Source organism: Rummeliibacillus sp. POC4 (assembly GCF_003576525.1).
Taxonomy (GTDB): Bacteria; Bacillota; Bacilli; order Bacillales_A; family Planococcaceae; genus Rummeliibacillus.
Window position 1 is genome coordinate 39,777 of the sequence record NZ_QWUA01000005.1, and the last position, 18,680, is coordinate 58,456.

18 protein-coding genes, 1 pseudogene and 1 riboswitch are annotated in these 18,680 nt (G+C 34.9%); of the genes and pseudogenes, 11 read left to right on the forward strand and 8 right to left on the reverse strand.

Annotation, left to right across the window (positions count from 1 at the left end):
* Nucleotides 1-85 precede the first annotated feature (85 nt).
* A pseudogene (locus D1606_RS19275) lies at nt 86-960 on the reverse strand (GerAB/ArcD/ProY family transporter).
* Nucleotides 957-2,462, reverse strand: a complete 1,506-nt coding sequence (locus D1606_RS02320) for a spore germination protein (RefSeq protein ID WP_119414413.1) — start codon at nt 2,460-2,462, stop codon at nt 957-959. The pseudogene D1606_RS19275 and the gene D1606_RS02320 overlap by 4 nt, the downstream one beginning before the upstream one ends.
* A gap of 500 nt (nt 2,463-2,962) precedes the next feature.
* On the opposite strand from D1606_RS02320, the gene D1606_RS02325 reads away from it, so the two are divergent.
* From D1606_RS02325 to D1606_RS02335, 3 genes are all read left to right on the forward strand, one after another.
* Complete coding sequence (locus D1606_RS02325) at nt 2,963-4,384, forward strand: alanine/glycine:cation symporter family protein (RefSeq protein WP_119414414.1); 1,422 nt, start codon at nt 2,963-2,965, stop codon at nt 4,382-4,384.
* 376 nt (nt 4,385-4,760) lie between these two features.
* A complete protein-coding gene (locus D1606_RS02330; RefSeq protein ID WP_119414415.1) occupies nt 4,761-6,095 on the forward strand; it encodes an LLM class flavin-dependent oxidoreductase in 1,335 nt (444 codons plus the stop codon).
* A 43-nt stretch (nt 6,096-6,138) separates the two neighbouring features.
* Complete coding sequence (locus tag D1606_RS02335) at nt 6,139-7,092, forward strand: bile acid:sodium symporter family protein (RefSeq protein WP_119414416.1); 954 nt, start codon at nt 6,139-6,141, stop codon at nt 7,090-7,092.
* Between the two features lie 43 nt (nt 7,093-7,135).
* Here the strand turns inward: D1606_RS02335 and D1606_RS19180 are convergent, their stop codons facing one another.
* Nucleotides 7,136-7,258, reverse strand: coding sequence for a hypothetical protein (locus D1606_RS19180; RefSeq protein WP_255416286.1), 123 nt, complete (start codon nt 7,256-7,258; stop codon nt 7,136-7,138).
* 177 nt (nt 7,259-7,435) lie between these two features.
* Between D1606_RS19180 and D1606_RS02340 the strand changes: the two genes are divergently transcribed.
* From D1606_RS02340 to thpR, 3 genes are all read left to right on the forward strand, one after another.
* Nucleotides 7,436-7,813, forward strand: coding sequence for an SET domain-containing protein (locus tag D1606_RS02340; RefSeq protein ID WP_119414417.1), 378 nt, complete (start codon nt 7,436-7,438; stop codon nt 7,811-7,813).
* A gap of 233 nt (nt 7,814-8,046) precedes the next feature.
* Nucleotides 8,047-8,934 (forward strand): DMT family transporter, encoded by an 888-nt coding sequence (locus tag D1606_RS02345; RefSeq protein ID WP_119414418.1) that lies wholly within the window; start codon nt 8,047-8,049, stop codon nt 8,932-8,934.
* 129 nt (nt 8,935-9,063) lie between these two features.
* Complete coding sequence (gene thpR / locus D1606_RS02350; protein ID WP_119414419.1) at nt 9,064-9,633, forward strand: RNA 2',3'-cyclic phosphodiesterase; 570 nt, start codon at nt 9,064-9,066, stop codon at nt 9,631-9,633.
* A gap of 267 nt (nt 9,634-9,900) precedes the next feature.
* Here the strand turns inward: thpR and D1606_RS02355 are convergent, their stop codons facing one another.
* Nucleotides 9,901-10,791 carry a PhzF family phenazine biosynthesis isomerase gene (locus D1606_RS02355; protein WP_119414420.1) on the reverse strand — a complete coding sequence of 297 codons (891 nt, stop codon included), beginning with the start codon at nt 10,789-10,791 and terminating at the stop codon, nt 9,901-9,903.
* Nucleotides 10,792-10,913: 122 nt separating this feature from the next.
* On the opposite strand from D1606_RS02355, the gene D1606_RS02360 reads away from it, so the two are divergent.
* A complete protein-coding gene (locus D1606_RS02360) occupies nt 10,914-11,420 on the forward strand; it encodes a YehS family protein (RefSeq protein WP_119414421.1) in 507 nt (168 codons plus the stop codon).
* A gap of 34 nt (nt 11,421-11,454) precedes the next feature.
* Here D1606_RS02360 and D1606_RS02365 read toward each other — a convergent pair whose 3' ends face one another.
* From D1606_RS02365 to dapA, 3 genes are all read right to left on the reverse strand, one after another.
* Nucleotides 11,455-12,243 carry a TatD family hydrolase gene (locus tag D1606_RS02365; protein WP_119414422.1) on the reverse strand — a complete coding sequence of 263 codons (789 nt, stop codon included), beginning with the start codon at nt 12,241-12,243 and terminating at the stop codon, nt 11,455-11,457.
* 141 nt (nt 12,244-12,384) lie between these two features.
* Complete coding sequence (locus D1606_RS02370; RefSeq protein WP_119414423.1) at nt 12,385-12,963, reverse strand: cupin domain-containing protein; 579 nt, start codon at nt 12,961-12,963, stop codon at nt 12,385-12,387.
* Nucleotides 12,964-13,195: 232 nt separating this feature from the next.
* Nucleotides 13,196-14,089 (reverse strand): 4-hydroxy-tetrahydrodipicolinate synthase, encoded by an 894-nt coding sequence (gene dapA / locus D1606_RS02375; protein WP_119414424.1) that lies wholly within the window; start codon nt 14,087-14,089, stop codon nt 13,196-13,198.
* Nucleotides 14,090-14,211: 122 nt separating this feature from the next.
* A riboswitch (Lysine riboswitch) is annotated at nt 14,212-14,391 on the reverse strand.
* A gap of 156 nt (nt 14,392-14,547) precedes the next feature.
* Here dapA and D1606_RS18655 point away from each other — a divergent pair.
* The 4 genes from D1606_RS18655 (at nt 14,548) to D1606_RS19185 (ending at nt 17,086) form a co-directional block, all read left to right on the forward strand.
* Nucleotides 14,548-14,694: a hypothetical protein gene (locus tag D1606_RS18655; protein ID WP_158582305.1), complete on the forward strand. Its 147-nt coding sequence runs from the start codon at nt 14,548-14,550 to the stop codon at nt 14,692-14,694.
* 29 nt (nt 14,695-14,723) lie between these two features.
* The gene (locus tag D1606_RS02380; RefSeq protein ID WP_119414425.1) at nt 14,724-15,284 is read left to right on the forward strand and encodes an NUDIX hydrolase; all 561 of its coding nucleotides are present in this window, start codon (nt 14,724-14,726) and stop codon (nt 15,282-15,284) included.
* A gap of 302 nt (nt 15,285-15,586) precedes the next feature.
* Nucleotides 15,587-16,924 (forward strand): radical SAM/SPASM domain-containing protein, encoded by a 1,338-nt coding sequence (locus tag D1606_RS02385; protein ID WP_233548003.1) that lies wholly within the window; start codon nt 15,587-15,589, stop codon nt 16,922-16,924.
* A gap of 27 nt (nt 16,925-16,951) precedes the next feature.
* On the forward strand, nt 16,952-17,086 hold the full coding sequence (locus D1606_RS19185) for a hypothetical protein (RefSeq protein WP_255416287.1): 135 nt from the start codon (nt 16,952-16,954) through the stop codon (nt 17,084-17,086).
* Nucleotides 17,087-17,144: 58 nt separating this feature from the next.
* Here the strand turns inward: D1606_RS19185 and D1606_RS02390 are convergent, their stop codons facing one another.
* Complete coding sequence (locus D1606_RS02390; protein ID WP_119414426.1) at nt 17,145-18,584, reverse strand: aminotransferase class I/II-fold pyridoxal phosphate-dependent enzyme; 1,440 nt, start codon at nt 18,582-18,584, stop codon at nt 17,145-17,147.
* Nucleotides 18,585-18,680 lie beyond the last annotated feature (96 nt).

The following is an 18,680-nucleotide window of genomic DNA, read 5'->3' on the forward strand; positions in this document are numbered from 1 at the left end:
AAAGAAAATAATTGGAGATAAAATAAAAATAATAGTCTGTTTGTTGGCATTTTTAAAAATCAAATTAAGTAACAATACAGCAATATCAAAGGCCATTAAGCTTGTTGTAAAAACGATAATCGTCCAAATAATAAATAAAATCGAATCGTTCAATGAAGTTTCCTGGACTTGATACTATTTTTGACAATTCAAATACCGGATAGTAAAGATTATTTGTAGTAGCATTTCCAAAAATACCAATGCACACAATAAAAATAACAATATAGAAGAAAAATGGCCATAAGATCCCTAACACAGTCATCTTAGGTGTATGTTGCGGCTTTTTGACAAGAGAAATGTAAAATAGCACGATACTAAAACCTAAAAAGGCATGTAAACTAGAAGTTGTTCCTTGAACGATTCCTTTTAAATCCGTCTCAAAAATAGGAAGTAAATTTTCAAGTTTCATCGCTCCAAGAGGAAAGAAAATCAGTAATAAGAGCCCACCTATAACAAAGGGAAAAAAAGAATGTTCAGACGGAAAATAGCTGCGCGCGAACCGCTGGCAGCATAGATAACTACGAGAATAAAGGCTAAACACACTACTTCTAATGGTGTGCGATCAAATAAATATTCATGGGATAATGTTGCAATTTCTCTAATTTGAAAAGACGAAATGGCAATATACTGTATGATAAAAACAATGCTCAACATAGTGGCAACTGGTTTCGAAACTAAATAAGATGCAAAAGAAAGAAATGATTGATTTGGAAAGGAACTTGCGATTTTTGCAAGGAACCATGCTAAAACAATTGCAATAAGGCCACCTAATAAAATAGTAAGCCAGCCATCCGCAGAAACTGTATTTTCAGCAATATGACGTGGTAAAAACAAAATGGTAATACTAGCAATATTTGAGGCTACGGCAAACATAATGTCTTTATCATTGATGAATTCTTTTGGCTCTTTATAAAGTGTCATGATTTACCTTTTCCTCCATTAGTCTTTTGCTTGCTTTTCATAGGTTCTAAAAATGGCTGAGGTTGCCGCTTTGTAAGTGTGGTAATGGGCGCTCGGATGACAACATTTTTTAAATCCCATAAGTGATTTGGAGCAAAAGGTGCTGAATAAGGGATTCCAATGCTTTTTAAATTTGCCAAGTGAATATGAATCATTATAAAGACTAGGATGATTCCATATAATCCAAGTAAAGTAGCAGCAAAAATGGCTCCAAAACGTATTACTCTAAGCCCTATAGAAAGACTGTAATTTGGAAGCGTAAATGCCGAAATTGCCGTAAGGGATATGGCAATGACCATTAAGGGAGTTACAATACCTGCTTGAACAGCAATTTCACCAATAACAATACCGCCTACAATCCCAATGGTTTGACCAATTTTTCTAGGTAATCTTGTCCCAGCCTCTTGCAATATTTCGTAAAATAATGCAATTAATAATGCTTCAACTAAAGAAGGGAAAGGAACACCTTCTCTTGAGGCAGCAATGGTAAATAACAACTGCGTCGGTATCAATTCAGGATGATAGGATACGAGTGCTACATAAAGGGCCGGTAAAAAAAGTGTCATATAGAAGGAAACAAATCGCAAAAATCGTAATAATGTACTTATCAGCCATCTTTGGTTGTAATCTTCAATAGTTTTAAGGGAATCTCCAATCGTTATTGGCATAAGAAGAGCGAAGGGGGAACCTTCTACGATAATGCTAACTTTTCCCTTTAATAAATTATAGGCAACTCTGTCAGGCCTTTCTGTATCAAGTATTTGTGGAAATGGCGATAAATTACTGTCCTCAATCCATTGTTCAATAAATCCTGAATCTGGGGCAAAATCAACATTAATTGTTTTTAATCGCTGAACGACTTCATCTACTATTTCTTGTTTAACTTGTCCCTCAATATGACAAATCGCAACCTTTTGATTAGAATGTTTTCCAACTTCCATCATATTAATACGAAGATTTGGGTCTTTGATTTCCCTTCGTAGAAGCGCGAGATTAAATTTTAAATTTTCCACAAAACCGGACCTAGAACCGCGTATAACAGCTTCAGACTGTGGTTCCTCAATGGCACGAAATTCACCACCACTCGTCCCTAACTGAATAGCTAGGTCACAATTATCTAAGAGAACAACTGTATCTCCGCTTAATAAGGTTTTAATCACTTGCTCGAGTTTTTGGGATTTTTTTATTTCAGTTAGTGCGATCATTTCTTCGTAAACCGTATCAAACAAATTTCCTTGAATGTCCTTTTTATTCAGCTCAAGAATTCTTAAGATGTTATTATTTACTTGCTCCTCGTTTACAAGTCCTTTCATATAAATCATGGCAAATTTATGTTCAATAATTCCAATGCTACTTTTTCGGATAATTAAGTCAGCTGGGCTTCCAAGGATCTTTTTTATGGTTTGAATATTATCTTCCAAACTTTTTTCAAGATAGCTTTTTTCAAATGAAGAATTGCTCATTTTATAACTCCTGTTCAGATACTGTCCTCATGCTTATGTTTTCTCAATTTCATAACATTAATACACTAATTGGTAAGTAAAAATTAAAAATATTGGTTTTGTACACTGTTGAAAATTACATACTAGGCTTTTCAAAAAGAGGAAGTGTTAACTGTATATTTTTATGGCAATTCTTATTTGAAGAAGATAAATTAGCAACGGTTTCAGTAAAATTAATAAGGAGTATAAATTCTGGACGGGTAACTTTAGATTGATATTCGAACTGATGATAGCTTTATATAATGACTGATAGTTTAGAATATTGACTTTTGAGTAAGTAATATAACAATAATTGAAGTTTAGTTATAATGATATAATTAATAAAGAGTGAAATAAAAAGAAATAACTATTATTTTACTTTATATTTGGTTTGTTATCAGTTTTCAAGATTCATATTTTAAAAGATGTGATTTTAGTCTTAAGGGACTAGAACAAGCTGTAGGAGGAGAAATTATAAAATTATGGATTGGTTCGATAGTGTATTAAATGAAGTAAATACATTTTTATATTCGTATTTATTAATAATATTGTTAATTGGAGCTGGATTGTTTTTTACCTTTAAAACAAAATTTATTCAATTTCGATTGATTCCTGATATGTTTAAACTTCTTACTGAAAAAGCTCCAAAAGACAAATCAGGAAAAAGAGGTATATCTTCTTTCCAAGCTTTTACGGTTTCAGCTGCTTCTCGTATTGGTACTGGGAACATTGCAGGTGTTGCAACAGCAATAGCAATTGGAGGACCAGGTGCTGTATTTTGGATGTGGATTGTTGCACTTATCGGTGGCGCATCTGCACTAGTCGAAAGTACATTGGCACAGGTATACAAAGTTAAAGACCATAGTACAGGAATGTTCCGTGGTGGCCCTGCTTATTATATGGAAAAAGGTTTAAATAAAAGATGGATGGGTGTACTTTTTGCCATTGTTATTACATTAACTTATGGTTTTGTTTTTAACGCTGTACAAGCAAATACGATTACAATTGCTTTTAAAGAAAGTTTTGGTACAAATCGATTACTAGTCGGTATAATATTATCCGTTTTAACAGCAGTTATTGTATTTGGCGGATTGAAACGTATTGTCAGTGTGACTCAAATTATTGTGCCCGTTATGGCGATTGCATATATCGTTATTGCACTTTTAGTTGTATTGATCAATTTTAAAGAACTTCCCAATGTGATTATTCTTATTGTTAAGTCTGCATTTGGATTACAAGAAGCATTCGCGGGAATGTTAGGAGCAGCAATCATGAATGGAGTTAAACGTGGTTTATTCTCCAATGAAGCTGGTATGGGTTCTGCACCGAATGCAGCTGCAACAGCATCAGTTACTCACCCAGTAAAACAAGGTCTGATCCAAACATTAGGAGTGTTTATTGATACTTTATTAGTTTGTACTTCAACTGCAGCGATTGTATTACTTAGTGATGCATATCTACAAACAAATGCAGCTTCGGTAAACTTAACTCAAGCATCGTTAGTTGGAATTCTAGGTGATTGGGCAGGCGTATTCTTAGCAATTGCTATATTTATGTTTGCATTTAGTACGGTAATTGGTAATTACTATTATGGTGAAATAAATATAGGGTTTATCAAGGAATCGAAAACGGCTCTATTGATATTCCGCATTTTGGTGGTAGCCTTTGTAATGTTTGGCTCAGTATCAAAAGTACAAGTTGTATGGGATTTAGCAGATCTATTTATGGCTATTATGGCGCTTATAAACTTGCTTGCTATTTTGTTACTATGGAAAGTGGCAAAACCTGTTATCAACAATTATTTGGCTCAACGTAAACAAGGTAAAGACCCAGTATTTTATAAAAAAGATGTACCGAATATTGGCGATGTCGAATGTTGGGACGATGAAGAAGAAAAACGTTAATATTGAATGCAAAAAACGAATCCCTTTAATGTGGGATTCGTTTTTTTATTAAACTTAATAATTTCTATATGCGTTCAAATAATACTTTTGCTGATTTTTGGGAATCTATAGAAATAACTAGATTTTGCAATTCTATAAAGCTGCAAAGTCGAATACTTTAAACTTAATGCATTCTATATTATAAACCTAGGATGAACTTTAAATTTGTTTATCGAATAAAGTTGACACTTATCTCTCGAATCAATATAATACTTATTAATTAACTAGGTATTAGGTTGACTAGACATACTAGAGACCTTTCATTGCACATTTTGCAATGAAAGGTCTTTTTTTGCCTAATAAATTAATTTTGCTACTTTAAATAGGGGGAATTAACATGACAAAACAAATGAATCTAGGATTATTTATTCAGTTACCGGGGCAGCATTTAGCAAGCTGGCGTCATCCTGCCTCACAATCTTCACGCAACTACGATATTGAGTGGCTAACAGAGATAGCTCAAAATGCGGAAAGGGGTAAGTTTGATACATTATTTATCGCAGATTCAGTAATGCGCCCATTAGATGCCCATTCATATTCAGAATTAAAACTAGATCCTCTATTAATCATGGCAGCTTTAAGTACCGTAACAAAAAAGATTGGCTTAACAGTTACGGCTAGTACAACATACAATGAGCCATTCCATATTGCTCGCAAGTTTAGCAGTTTAGATCACCTTTCAAAAGGTCGTGCAGGTTGGAACGTTGTCACCTCTGCGAATGATTTAGAGGCGACAGTTTACGGAAAGGAAAAACATTTATCTCATGCCGATCGTTATGAACGCGCAGAGGAGTTTCTAGATGTCACTAAAAAATTTTGGGACTCAATAGAAACAGATGCTGTAATCGCCAATAAAGAAAGTGGCCATTTCTTAGATATGGAAAAAGTACATCCATTTCAACATGAAGGAAAATACTTTAAAGTCTCAGGCTATTTAGACTCACCTGCTCCACCTCAAATATATCCTGTTATAGTGCAAGCAGGCTCATCTGAAGCGGGCGTTGAATTAGCTGCCAGAACGGCTGATGTTGTATTTACTGCTTGTTTATCATTACAGCAAGGGCAAGCTTTTTATCAAAATGTAAAAAGTCGTCTAGCTAAATATAATCGCCAGCCCGATGATGTCAAAATTATGCCTGGAGTTTATATTACAGTTGGTAAGACGGAAGAAGAGGCTTATCAAAAACGTGCTTATCTAAATTCATTGATCATGCCAAGTGCAGGTTTACAGCAACTATCTGAATTTACACAAATCGATTTCAGGGGGCAAGATCCAGACGCAGAGTTTCCAGATTATGATTCATATGAAGATGACTCAACGAATCCACGCATTCGTTATAAAATCATTTCAACTATCGCTAAAAGAGAGGGGTTGAAGACTTTAAGGGATGTATATGAGCGTATTTCTTCAGCACGTGGGCATTGGGAAGTAACAGGAACAGTGGAGCAAGTTGTAGATCAACTAGAACTTTGGTTTAAAGAAGGTGCAGCAGATGGATTTAACGTCATTCCGCCTACTTTCCCAGAAGATTTAAACTTAATTGTCGATGAAGTAATACCAGAACTACAACGTCGTGGCTTATTCCGTACAGACTATACGGGTAGCACATTACGTGAGCATTTAGGCCTTGCCAAGCCTGTTCAACCTAGCCAAGACAAAGTAACAAGGTAAAAGAGCATCTGATCTAGAAAATCAAATGAAACGGAGGTATTACATGGGGATTGATCATCTTCAAATCAATTTTAGTGAGTCTTCTCTTATAATTATGAATATTGTTATTGCATTTGTTATGTTCGGTGTAGCATTAGATTTACAGGTTTCTGATTTTAAACGTACTCTAACTAACCCAAAACCCGTGCTTATTGGTTTAACAGCACAATTCGTATTGTTGCCTGCAATGACATTCGTACTTGTCTCTATTGTGCAACCTCATCCTAGTATTGCACTTGGTTTATTTTTAGTGGCTGCTTGTCCTGGTGGGAATTTATCTAATTTCCTTACATATTTAGCAAAAGGAAATACGCCTTTGTCAATTAGTATGTCAGCGATTTCTACTGTAGCAGCTATTTTTATGACACCATTTAATACGATGCTATGGGCATCTATGTATAAACCGACAGCAGACTTAATTAATTCATTTAGTATTGGGGTTTGGGATATGTTCTCGGCAATTTTATTTATGCTAGCATTTCCATTAGCACTAGGTATGCTTGTTCGACGCTTTTTCCAAAGTTGGGCCTTAAAAATGATTGGTTTTATGAAGAAGTTTTCAATTACAGTATTTTTAATTTTCATCGTTATCATGGTAACAAATAACTTTCATGCCTTTATTGAATATATTGGAAGTGTGTTAATAATCGTGGTGATTCATAATGCGTCAGCTATTTTTATAGGTTATATGGCTGCACGTTTGCTACGCGTAGAAGAAGTGGATCGACGAGCGATTGCCATAGAAACCGGTATTCAAAACTCAGGTCTTGGACTTATATTAGTCTTTAACTTTTTTGATGGACTTGGTGGTATGGCAATTGTTGCCGCTATTTGGGGCACTTGGCACATTGTATCAGGTCTCTTTGTGGCTATCTATTGGTCTCGTCATACTCCAAAAACAAGTAATATTACTTTCTCACTTTCTACTGAGTTAAACATTGCTAAAAATAATCACTAAAAAAGTGTGAGCCTCTTCACACTTTTTTAGCATTTATCTTGTATCAACACTTTCCACCGTCATTCTCCCAACGATCAATATCCCATCCATAGTCGTCCAATATCTCAGATGTCTCTTCGTTATTAGGATGAGTATCCGGTCTTGCTAGTAAAATAGTCAATGACATTTTATATCATCCTTTTTGGAAATAGATTGTATAACTATTTTATGCAACCTAGATGTTTCTGTTCATAACATGGTTGTTTTTATAACATGTAAAATAATTTTTCAAAATAAAAAGAGCTTAATGGGCAAAATAATGGTACAGTTAAAAGAAAAAATATAAAAGTGAGTAGGTAAAAATATGATCGAGGTAAAAACATCTCCAATAAGTGATGGAGAATTTAATAGAGGCGTCTTTGCTACACGTGATATCAAAAAAGGTGAGATTCTACACGAAGCTCCAGTCATTGCTTATCCAAACGAACAACATCAATATATTGAGCAAACCTTATTAGCAGATTATGCTTTTGAGTATGGAATTGGTCGCTCCGCTATCCTTCTAGGATATGGAATGCTGTTTAACCATTCTTATGAACCAAATGCAACTTATGAGATTAATTTTAGAAATCAAACATTTGACTTCTATGCTCACACAGATATAAAAGCTGGAGAAGAAATTTTTATCAATTATAATGGTGATGTCGATGATAAAGATCCTCTTTGGTTTAATCAAGAATAATGAACGATTTATTTGAAAGCCGTTAGCGCACTTCTATTAGATGACGGTAAATGTCCATAGCATAGGCTAAAAATAAAGCCACGAAAATTTTACTGATTGTAAAATTTCGTGGTTTTCATTTTAGATTTTGTCCAACCTATATAGCTTTCCTGTGCTATGCTAATGGGCAAACACCTATTAAATAAAATCAGAACTGACTCAGTTTAAGTACGATTGTAGAAAGAAGGACTAACATGAAGAAATACATAGGAGAAATACTTTTGCTTTTAACAGCTATTATTTGGGGGAGTGGCTATATTGGTATGAAAGTAGGGTTAGCACATTTAACTGTCTTTCAAATAATGGCCGGTCGTTTTGCCCTTGCAACTATATTTTTAACTATAATTTTCCATAAAAATGTGAAACTTATTACGAAGCGAGTCTTATGGAAGGGAATCATACTTGGTGTAATTCTATTTTTAGCATTTACTGTGCAAACGATAGGGCTTGACTATACAACGCCATCCAAAAACGCATTTCTAACTGCAGTAAATGTAATGATTGTTCCTTTGATCGCCTTTGTTATATATAAGCGAAAGTTTGATGGCTTTGAAATGTTAGCAGCTTTGTTAGCGATTATAGGAATTGGCTTCCTTTCCCTACAAGGCTCGATGCAGATGAATATAGGAGATTTCCTATCCCTCGCAAGTGCAATAGGATTTGCTTTTGATATTTTTTATACAAATATGTTTGTGAAGACTGAGGATGCCCTTGCATTAACAATTGTTCAACTATTCACCGCAGCGGTATTGAGTATAATTGCTGTCATTGTATTAGGAGAAGTACCAACAACAATTTCATCAGAGGAAGTTTCTGTTATTTTATACTTAGGCATAGTTTGTACTACTATTGCGTACGTATGTCAAAATATCGGCATGCAATATGCGGACCCAACAAAATCAGCTCTTATTTTATCTACGGAAGCACTTTTTGGAACAATTTTCTCAGTGATTATCTTACATGAAATCCTAACAAGCCGAATGATTATCGGTAGCTTCATCATCTTAATAGCAATAATTATTGCCGAAGTAAAGCCAGCATTTAAACACGAAAAGAAATTAGAGAGCAAGGTTCATAATTGATATTGGGGATGAATGGATGCACAAAAGTTTTGTCATTATTTGAATGAAGCCATTTTTACAAGTACATGCTAGTTGATAACAATTACTTTTTAAGTTCTCACACTATATTATAAAAAGAAGCGTGATGAAGTGGAAAATAGTAAACATTATTTTTGGGCGGTTCAATTGCCTGATGATATTAAACAGAGTATTCAAGATAAGCTGCAAAGTCTTAAACAAAATTTCGCCTTTAAAAGGTGGGTACACAAGAGTGATTATCATATTACCCTTGCTTTTCTCGGAGCGATGGACGAGCAAAAGCAACATACTATAATCAATCTAGTAGGTAACTCGATTAAGGAAGAAAAAGCTTTTAATCTTACTATTCAAGGTATTAATATTTTCGGGAATCCAAAATCACCACGGATTTTTTGGGGCGCTGTTCAGCATGAAGATGCATTATTTAAACTTCAATCAATTATCCAGCAATCATGCTGTGATGCAGGATTTATTTTAGATAGTCGACCCTATAACCCTCACATTACTTTGGCAAAAAGATGGGGAGGGGACCAAGAATTTAATTCCGCACTTCTAGAAAAAAATAATCCTTTCCATGATAACTCTTTATCATTTATAGCTGATCGAATTGTTTTATATCAAACAAATTTAGACAAAGAGCCAAAATATGAGCCAGTTAAAACCTTTATGTTAAGAAGCTAATGATTGTCTTGATGGGATGAATCTGAGTTGTGCAAAAGGAAGCCCGAGTTGTGCTAAACAAAGCACCAGCTGTTTAAAGTAATTGCATCCGCTTTCCAAAAATCAAAATTGCATACTTTTGAAGTGGCTTACGTAGATTTCCATCTGACATGTAGCATAGAACCTACAATCCAAATAAAGAAAAATGTACACAGCTAAAGTCCAAATTTAGTAGTGTACATTTTTTATATGTGAAACATATATCTGAAGCTTCATAGTATCAATAGCTTATTCAACATCAATCATAAATTTTTTTACAAAAACAGCAGTGCCTGTAATAGCTATTTTTAAATCATCCTGATGTTGAATATGAACAATGACACGGCCATCTTTTTTTAATTCTTGCCCTTGTTCTACTATTAAATCATAATTTTCTTTTCGTGCGGGTTCTACGAATGTTGCATAATATGCACCCATTACCCCAGAGCCAGTACCTGTTACAGGATCTTCAATTGTTCCAGAGAATGGAGATGAAAAGTGTCTTGCATGCATATCGGCATCTGAAGCAAAGGCAGAAAAACTAAAAGGATGAACAGATGCTTTTGGCATTTCTTTTAAAATGTTAGGAAATGCTTCTGTATTGGGTTTCATCTTTTCAAAGGATTTGATATGTGCAATTGGGATGCAAAGTGTCCATTGCCCAGTGTTTCCATAAACAACGGGGTAACGAGCATCTATCTCATTTTCCGTAATATTTAATGCATTTGCCAAATCTTTTTTGGAACCTCTAAATTCAGCGAACTGCGGAGCTATATGTTCCATATATACTTGATAATATGAAGTGTTTTTCGACACATGAATCGATAAAATACCAGCAAGAGTTTCTATCGTATAGGAATCTTTCTTTATAAGTCTCTCCTGTTCCAATAAAGCTACGATACTGGCCATTGTGGCATGTCCACATAAAGGTGTTTCGTGACCAGGTGTAAAATATCGAATCCTAACATCTGCAATATCAGATGATAAGGTAAAGGCACATTCATTAAAACCTATTGATTTTGCAATTGATTGCATTTCTTCTGTTGTTAATGTCTCGGAATTTAATATAATTCCAGCGGGATTTCCTTTACCTGGCTTTGTAGTAAAGGCATCATAATGATAAACTTCTATTTGGGACATTATTTATTCACCATCTTTTGGATTTTATTTCCAACATTTTATTTTATAATACTTGATTATTAGAACAAATACTAGTATGTTCTGCTGAAAAAATGGCGATATGTTTTATAGGAGGTTTTTAAATGGAAAATAACGATATTTTAATTAGACTAAGATATGCCCTTGATATTAAAGATGTAGATATGGTGGAAATTTTTAAACTTGGTGGTGTACAACTTACAAAGGAACAAGTGAAAAAAATTCTTACTAAATTGACAGAAGAGGAAATTGAAGAAACAGAAGATTATCTTAAATGCAATGATCGAATGTTAGAATCATTTTTGAATGGGTTTATCACTTTTAAAAGAGGACCTCAACAATCAAAACCAGGCCAATCAACCAATACAGTTCCTACGAACAATGCGAAAGATCATGTTAATAATATGCTATTAAAGAAACTAAAAGTGGCGTTACAACTAAAGACAGAAGATATGCTAGATATTCTTGATGATGGCGGTATTGCAGTATCAAAAGGTGAATTAGGTGCTATTTTAAGAAAACCTGGACATCGAAATTATAAAGAATGCGGCGATAATTTTGCACGGAAGTTTTTAAAAGGTTTAACTGTAAGATACCGAGATGTAGATTAAGATACAAAAAGCCCCCAAATGGAGGCTTTTTTATTTACAGTTGAAAGAATCGTTTAGTATTTTCAACGGAATGTTTTGCTATATCTTCAGCGGATACACCCATATATTTAGCGATTTCACCAGCAATATAGGGTAAGAAAGCAGGTTCGTTACGTCCGTGTTTTGGCTTTGGACGAAGAGTCCTTGGTGTTAGATAAGGGGCATCCGTTTCGACCATCAAACGATTGAGAGGAATATATTTCACTGCTTCTTGTAGATCTAGTCCACGTCTTTCATCACATATCCAGCCTGTTACCCCAATATGGAAACCCATCGATACATATTTTTTGACTTCAGTTGTATTTCCAGTAAAACAATGGACTACTGCTTTTTCGATAAGATCTGAATGGTTCTCCATGATTTCTACGAATCGTTCGTGTGCATCGCGAACGTGTAAGAAAATTGGCATGTCCAACTCTCTTGCTAATTCTAATTGGGCTTCAAAACATTCTTCTTGGATTTGTTGCGAAGAATACATCCGATTGAAATCTAGTCCGCATTCACCGATTGCTACCACTTCAGGATGTTGGGCTAATTGCTTTAAGCTTAGAATCGAATCTTGTGTAAATTCACTAGCTTCATGTGGGTGAATTCCTGCAGTAGAAAAGAGAATGTTGGGATATTGTCTTGCTATTGCAAGACTCTTCTCACTTCCGCCAACGCTTGAACCTGTTAGAATCATCTGTCCAACCCCGCTTTGAATTGCACGGTCTACTACTTCGTTTGAATCCTTTGCGAAACTTTTTTCTGTTAAATTTAAACCAATATCTATTAATGAATGCATTATTTGCCTCCTGCAATCTCTATATGTTCATTGTAGTGAAATACTTTGTACATGTCACTATTCGTAGGCTGAAGGATAGATTTATCGAAAAATGAATACGAAAAAAACAGTTGGAAGATGTTTAACTCTTCCAACTGCCTTTTAATGCTTCTCTTGAGCTTTCGCAATATCTTTAGTTTGTTGAACTGTGCCATACGGATGTTGAACAGGAGCATAGATTGAATATAGTTTAATAGGTTTGTTGCCTGTGTTAATGAGGTTATGCCATTTTCCTGCAGGTATGATAAAAGCATCATCACCATGAACTTCTCTACGGAAAGTTAGTTGATCTTTACTATCGCCCATTACAATAACACCTTGCCCATCTTCGATTCTTACAAATTGGTCAATATGAGGATGGATTTCCAATCCTATATCATCACCAACCTCAATACTCATAAGTGTTAGTTGTAAATGTTTACCTGTCCAAAGGGCAGTACGATACGTATTGTTTAGTTTAGTAGCGCTTGCTATATTGATAGCGAAAGGATTCTTTCCATAATCTCTCAACAACATTGACTCATTATTATTCATAGGTGTACTTACTAGTTGAGGCGTAGAAGTTTGTGGGTATGGCATAGCAACAGGTTGATACCCATGAGGTGATGGATACCAATTATAATAACCATGGGTTTGTGAATAGCAATGTGTACATGGATACCAATTATAGTTATTTTGCATTTTTATCAATCCTTTTCTTAGGCTTCCATCATCAGTATATTCGTCAATTTGAAAAGTGTGACAGATGTCTGAAGGTGGTAAGTGGCAAGCAATAAAAGGAATGTAAATACAAGAGAATAAGTTTCATCGATGCTTTCGAACTTTGAAACTCCAAATAAAAAACTCACGCTTATCTTATTTGATATGCGTGAGCTTTGTTGAATATAAATACTGATAGTAAATGAAGATTTACTTATAATGTTATTTCTTCTTTTTCATCCACTACTTTCAATACTTCTTGTAAAGCGCATGTCTCTTCATCATTTAAAGGAATAATAGGTAAGCGAACGCCACCAACTGGGACTCCTTTAATATTCAATGCTGCTTTCACCGGTGATGGGTTTGGAGCGGCAAATAATCCTTTGAAAATTGGTAGAAGCTTACGATGATCTTGAGCAGCTTCTGTTGTATTGCCATTTTTGAATTTTGAAATCATTGCTTGCATTTCGTTGCCAATAATGTGTGATGCAACGGAAATGACACCTGTGGCACCAATTGATAGTGCAGGTAATGTTAAACTGTCATCACCAGAATATACTGCAAAATCTTCGGGTGTTCGGCTAATGGTTTCAGCCATTGCATCTAAGTTACCACTAGCATCTTTAATCGCAACGATATTAGGAATTTGAGCTAGGCGTACAGTTGTATCGACTGCCATATTAATCACGCTGCGGCCAGGAATATTATATAAAATGATTGGCAGTGTTGTTTCTTCAGCGATGGCTTTAAAGTGTTGATATAATCCTTCTTGAGAAGGTTTGTTATAGTAAGGAACGACTAGCATAATTGCATCGACACCAGCATTTTCAGCTTGTTTTGTCAATTCAATTGAAGCACTTGTATTATTAGATCCTGTACCCGCTACAACAGGAACTCTTCCGTCCACTATTCTCACAACAAATTTAAATAATTCTACTTTTTCCTCTGTAGATAGTGTAGGAGATTCACCTGTTGTTCCAGCCACTACAATCCCATCTGTGCCATTTGCGATTAAATGATTTATCAAGTTTTCTGCAGCAGGAAAATCGATTTCACCTTTCTGATCAAATGGTGTCACCATAGCCGTTAAAATTTGTCCAAAATTCATACTTCTCCACATCCTTCATTATTTTATATAAATAAACTAGAGGGAGAAGGGCAATTAGTAAGTTAACGCAAAAAAGCAACAACGAGGCTACGTTGTTGCAGTAGAAACAGTTTCATTTCTGTGCGTATGATAGCCCTCCATATAGATAACTACATGACAGTTCTGTATTTATTCAACAACAGAACCAGCTTCGAGAAAAATGAGGTTCTCTCCACTTCGGCAAATCCCCCTTTTCACAATCATCAACGGATCTCATTATCCTCCAATTGTGTACTAATGGTTTTTGCTCCTCTATCCTTACTTCAAAGAAAATATTGAAATAAGTGAATATTTAATTTAATGGAATGATACCACTTTTTTTACAGGATTGCAATGTCATAAATATTAGTTGTGTTATAACAGGTAATTATAAAATATATAAGACCTTACGATATACTTAGCTAGGGAGGGATATGGGGATGAGAAGAATAGTTGATGAATTAGCAACAACTATTTACGAAGTAGGTAAATGTTTGCTAAAAAGTTTTTCATATTTTATGGCAGGATTTATTTTAGTTAGTATCCTAATTTATAGTATTGTTTGGTTAATAAAATTTTTTGCATAAGGAATTTAATTTCTAAAGGAGGATGCACTATGACAAGAGATGAAAATGAAGATGAATTATGGGATGTTTATGATCAAGATCGTAGACTAACCGGAAGATTACATAGAAGAGGGGATCAAATGGATGAAGGAGACTATCATCTGGTAGTCCATGTCTGTATTTTTAATAGCGAAAATCAGTTATTGATTCAGCAAAGACAGCCTTGGAAAAAAGGGTGGCCAAATATGTGGGATTTATCAGCTGCTGGTTCTGCAGTAGCGGGAGATACTAGTCAAAATGCGGCAGAAAGGGAAGTAAAGGAAGAATTAGGACTAGTTATTAACCTATCAAATGAAAGACCACGATTTACGATAAATTTCCCTAATGGATTTGATGATTATTATATGATTACCCAAGATGTAAACATTGAAGAACTACAATTACAGGAAGAAGAAGTACAGGCTGTTAAATGGGTAGAACAGCAGGAACTAATGCAAATGGTTGAAGATGGAGAGATGGTACCTTACTATTTTTTACACCAAATTTTTGAATTAAAAGAGATTTGGGGCAGTCATAAGAGAAAGGACTTTTCAAGGGGAATCATAAAATAAGATTGGCCTTATTAATAATATCTTGCTTCTGAATTTTGCAAAGTTTTAGCTTGAATCGTTTGAATCTTTCTAATAAATGAAGCATTACTAACATTTAAAACAATTTGGAATTGCTGATATCTAGTTTTATGGTAAGATATTATTAACTGCTCCTAATTTTAATGATGAAGTAGTTTTTACATTTACTGTTCATTTTTATAATTCTAATATCTTGCTATTTTTAAAGAAAAAATAATAGTACATCTTGGGAATAGAAGTGTTAGAAAAAGAATAAAAATGATTGAACAAGGGGGTTGTGAATTTTGGAGAATAACAACAAATATGTACCATCAAAGTTTAATGCATTGTCTAAAACTGATGATGGTGGTGTGATTTTATACAATAGCTATACGGGTGCTATTGTTGATTTTACAGATAAAGAAAAAGCAGAGGTTATGGAGTCCTTAAAAAGGTCTGGTACAGATTCTTTAGATAGTGATGTGAAGAATGCTTTATTCGAAAATGGATTTATCGTTCCAGAAAACGTAGATGAAAAAAGAAGAGCTGAATATTTGCACCAATCGATGCACCGTACTGATATGTTGCACCTTATTCTGATGACAACAGAACAATGTAACTTCCGTTGTACGTATTGTTATGAAACATTTGCACGTGGAAAAATGACAGATGAAACGAAAAACGGCGTAAAAGCTCTAGTAAAGGAACGAGCAAATACATTAAATAATTTACATATTAGCTGGTTCGGTGGTGAACCGCTCCTCGAATTAGGGATTATAGAAGAATTATCAAATACGTTCATGGCTGAAGCAAAAGAATATAAAATTGATTATTCGGCTGATATCGTTACAAATGGTTTCTTTTTAACAAAAGACGTGTTTGAAAAGTTACTTTCTTGGGAAGTACGCCAATACATGGTGACAATTGATGGTGTTCAAGCAGTTCATGATCGTCGTCGTCATATGGCTGGCGGTCAAGGTACATTTGAAAGGATTATTGAAAACCTAAAAACAATAAGAGAAGTAGATGGACAATTTGATATGACCATTCGTGTCAACTTCGATGAAGATAATCTACAAGAAACTGGCGATCTCATTCAATTTTTAAAAGAATATTTCGCAGATGATAAACGGTTTGGGCTATTCTTCCGTCCAGTTGGTAGATGGGGTGGGGAACATAATGATGAAATCCCTACATGCACTCATATTACTGCTAATAAGAAAATCTGGGAATTCACTGAAACAGCTATGGGTGAAGGACTTAGCATGAGTAATATGATTACGGGCTCACTTATGCCAACAGCTTCCGTTTGTTATGCAGCGAAGCCGAATGCTATGGTCATTGGTTCAAATGGTCAATTATACAAATGTACTACCGTTTTAGATGAAGAAGTCAACAAAGTTGGGCATCTTCATGCAGATGGTACGATGGATCTTGATTATGATAAGATCGCATCTTGGGTAATGTCTGGAGAAGAAACGGACTCTGTATGTCAATCGTGCTTCTATCGCCCAGCGTGTCAAGGTAATCACTGCCCGTGGTATCGTGTAGTATCTGGCGAAAGACCTTGTCCTTCAGAGAAGAAAAATATTAAAAAGGTATTAAATCTTGTTTGGAAAAATAGTCTACAAACAATTCAATAAGATTTTTAAGAAGTAGATTTTAAATTTATGATTAACCAGAAAAATTGTCCTCTTTATAGAAAGGAGGTGAAGGGGATGCGCGTTCTACGCCCTGCAACTTCTCCAGTAAGTAAAGTGAAATCTGGACGAATTATGAAATCAGTACCTGGTAACTTAAAATAGGTTAGGTCTATGATTAAATGAAAAACTCCTTGCAGTTCAAATGCTGCAAAGGAGTTTTTTAGCTTTCATGATATACAATCAGTTTGCCCTCTTTTAAAAACGTTCCACCATGAAAGTGGCCATGAAGTGCTAATAAATTCATTAAAGAATTTATTTTGTCTTCAGTGATAAGCTCACCAGCCATAATTAGTGGAATACCAGGAGGATAGGGTATGACCATTTCACTTGAAATCTTGCCAATGGCTTCATAAAAGGACACTTGTTTTGTTATAGTCTGCTTCATCTTGGCATATGACATAGATAGTGCTGTAATTTTATTTGAATTTTTATCAATCGGAAATTCTATATTACTTCCAACTTGTCCTTTTACTGCATTTTCGATTAAGTCAACAGTTTGGCGAAAAGGGTAATCTGCGTCTTTTTTTAACAAAGGCAAAACAAATAAGACATTTCGAGCATCTGCTAATTCTGTATAGATTCCTTTTTCTTCAAGTAAGGATTGTAGTTCAAATCCGGAGATGCCTTTTTTTGACTGAATCGTCACTTTCAAAGGATCTGCATTAAATTGTGCTGATGGTGCTAATAGTTCAATTTCCTGAATAGTAGCTAGGCTTTCCTTAAATAAAGCAATCTTTTTAATTAATAATTGTTGATCTATTTTCGTATAGGAAGCTAAATAGGCCCGTGCCAAATCAAGTGATCCCATGATTGGATAAGAGGGGCTACTCGATTGCAACATTTGCAAATAGAATTCAACTTTTTGTACATCTATCAATGAACTATTGGCATGCAAATAAGAACCCATTGTCATGGCAGGTAAAGTTTTATGAGCAGACTGAACAACTAAATCTGCCCCAAAAGTCAGTGCACTATTAGGAAAAGAATCTCCTAGTATGAAATGTGCACCGTGTGCTTCATCAACTAATAAAGGTATATCTCTTTCATGGGCCAATGTGACAATTTCGGATAAATCCCCAGCAAACCCGTAATAATTGGGATAAGTCAAAATTATTGCCTTGGTTTCGGGATACAATGTTAAGGCATCCCTTACTACTTTGGCATCAATTCCACTAGCAATTCCCCATTTTTCCTCATAGCTAGGGGTAATAAAGACAGGTTTCACATTTGCTAGCATAAGTCCATGGAGAATGGACTTATGGCAGTTTCGTTGGACAATAACCGTATCTCCATCAGTGCAAGTTGCTAAAATCATCGCAAGATTTCCAACGGTCGATCCGTTGACGAGAAAGTAACTTTTTTTCGCATGATATAAATCTGCAAGGAGCGCCTCAGCCTCAAATATAGGCCCCTCAGGAGCATGCAAATCGTCTAATCCTGTCAACTCTGTCGCATCTACTGAAAGCACAGAATTATATAATTCGCTTCCTCTTTTTAAAAAGACTTGTCCGTTTTTATGGCCCGGAACATGATAGGAAACTTTAGTAAGCTTATTAAATTTTTCTAAAGCATCAAATAACGGTGTTTGTAATTGATCCATCCATATCTTCCTTCAGAGACTTGATTTAAGTATATTTTAACAAATTCTACTAGTTGAGTGAATACAGCAGAACTTTATATGATTTGGGTCCTAAAA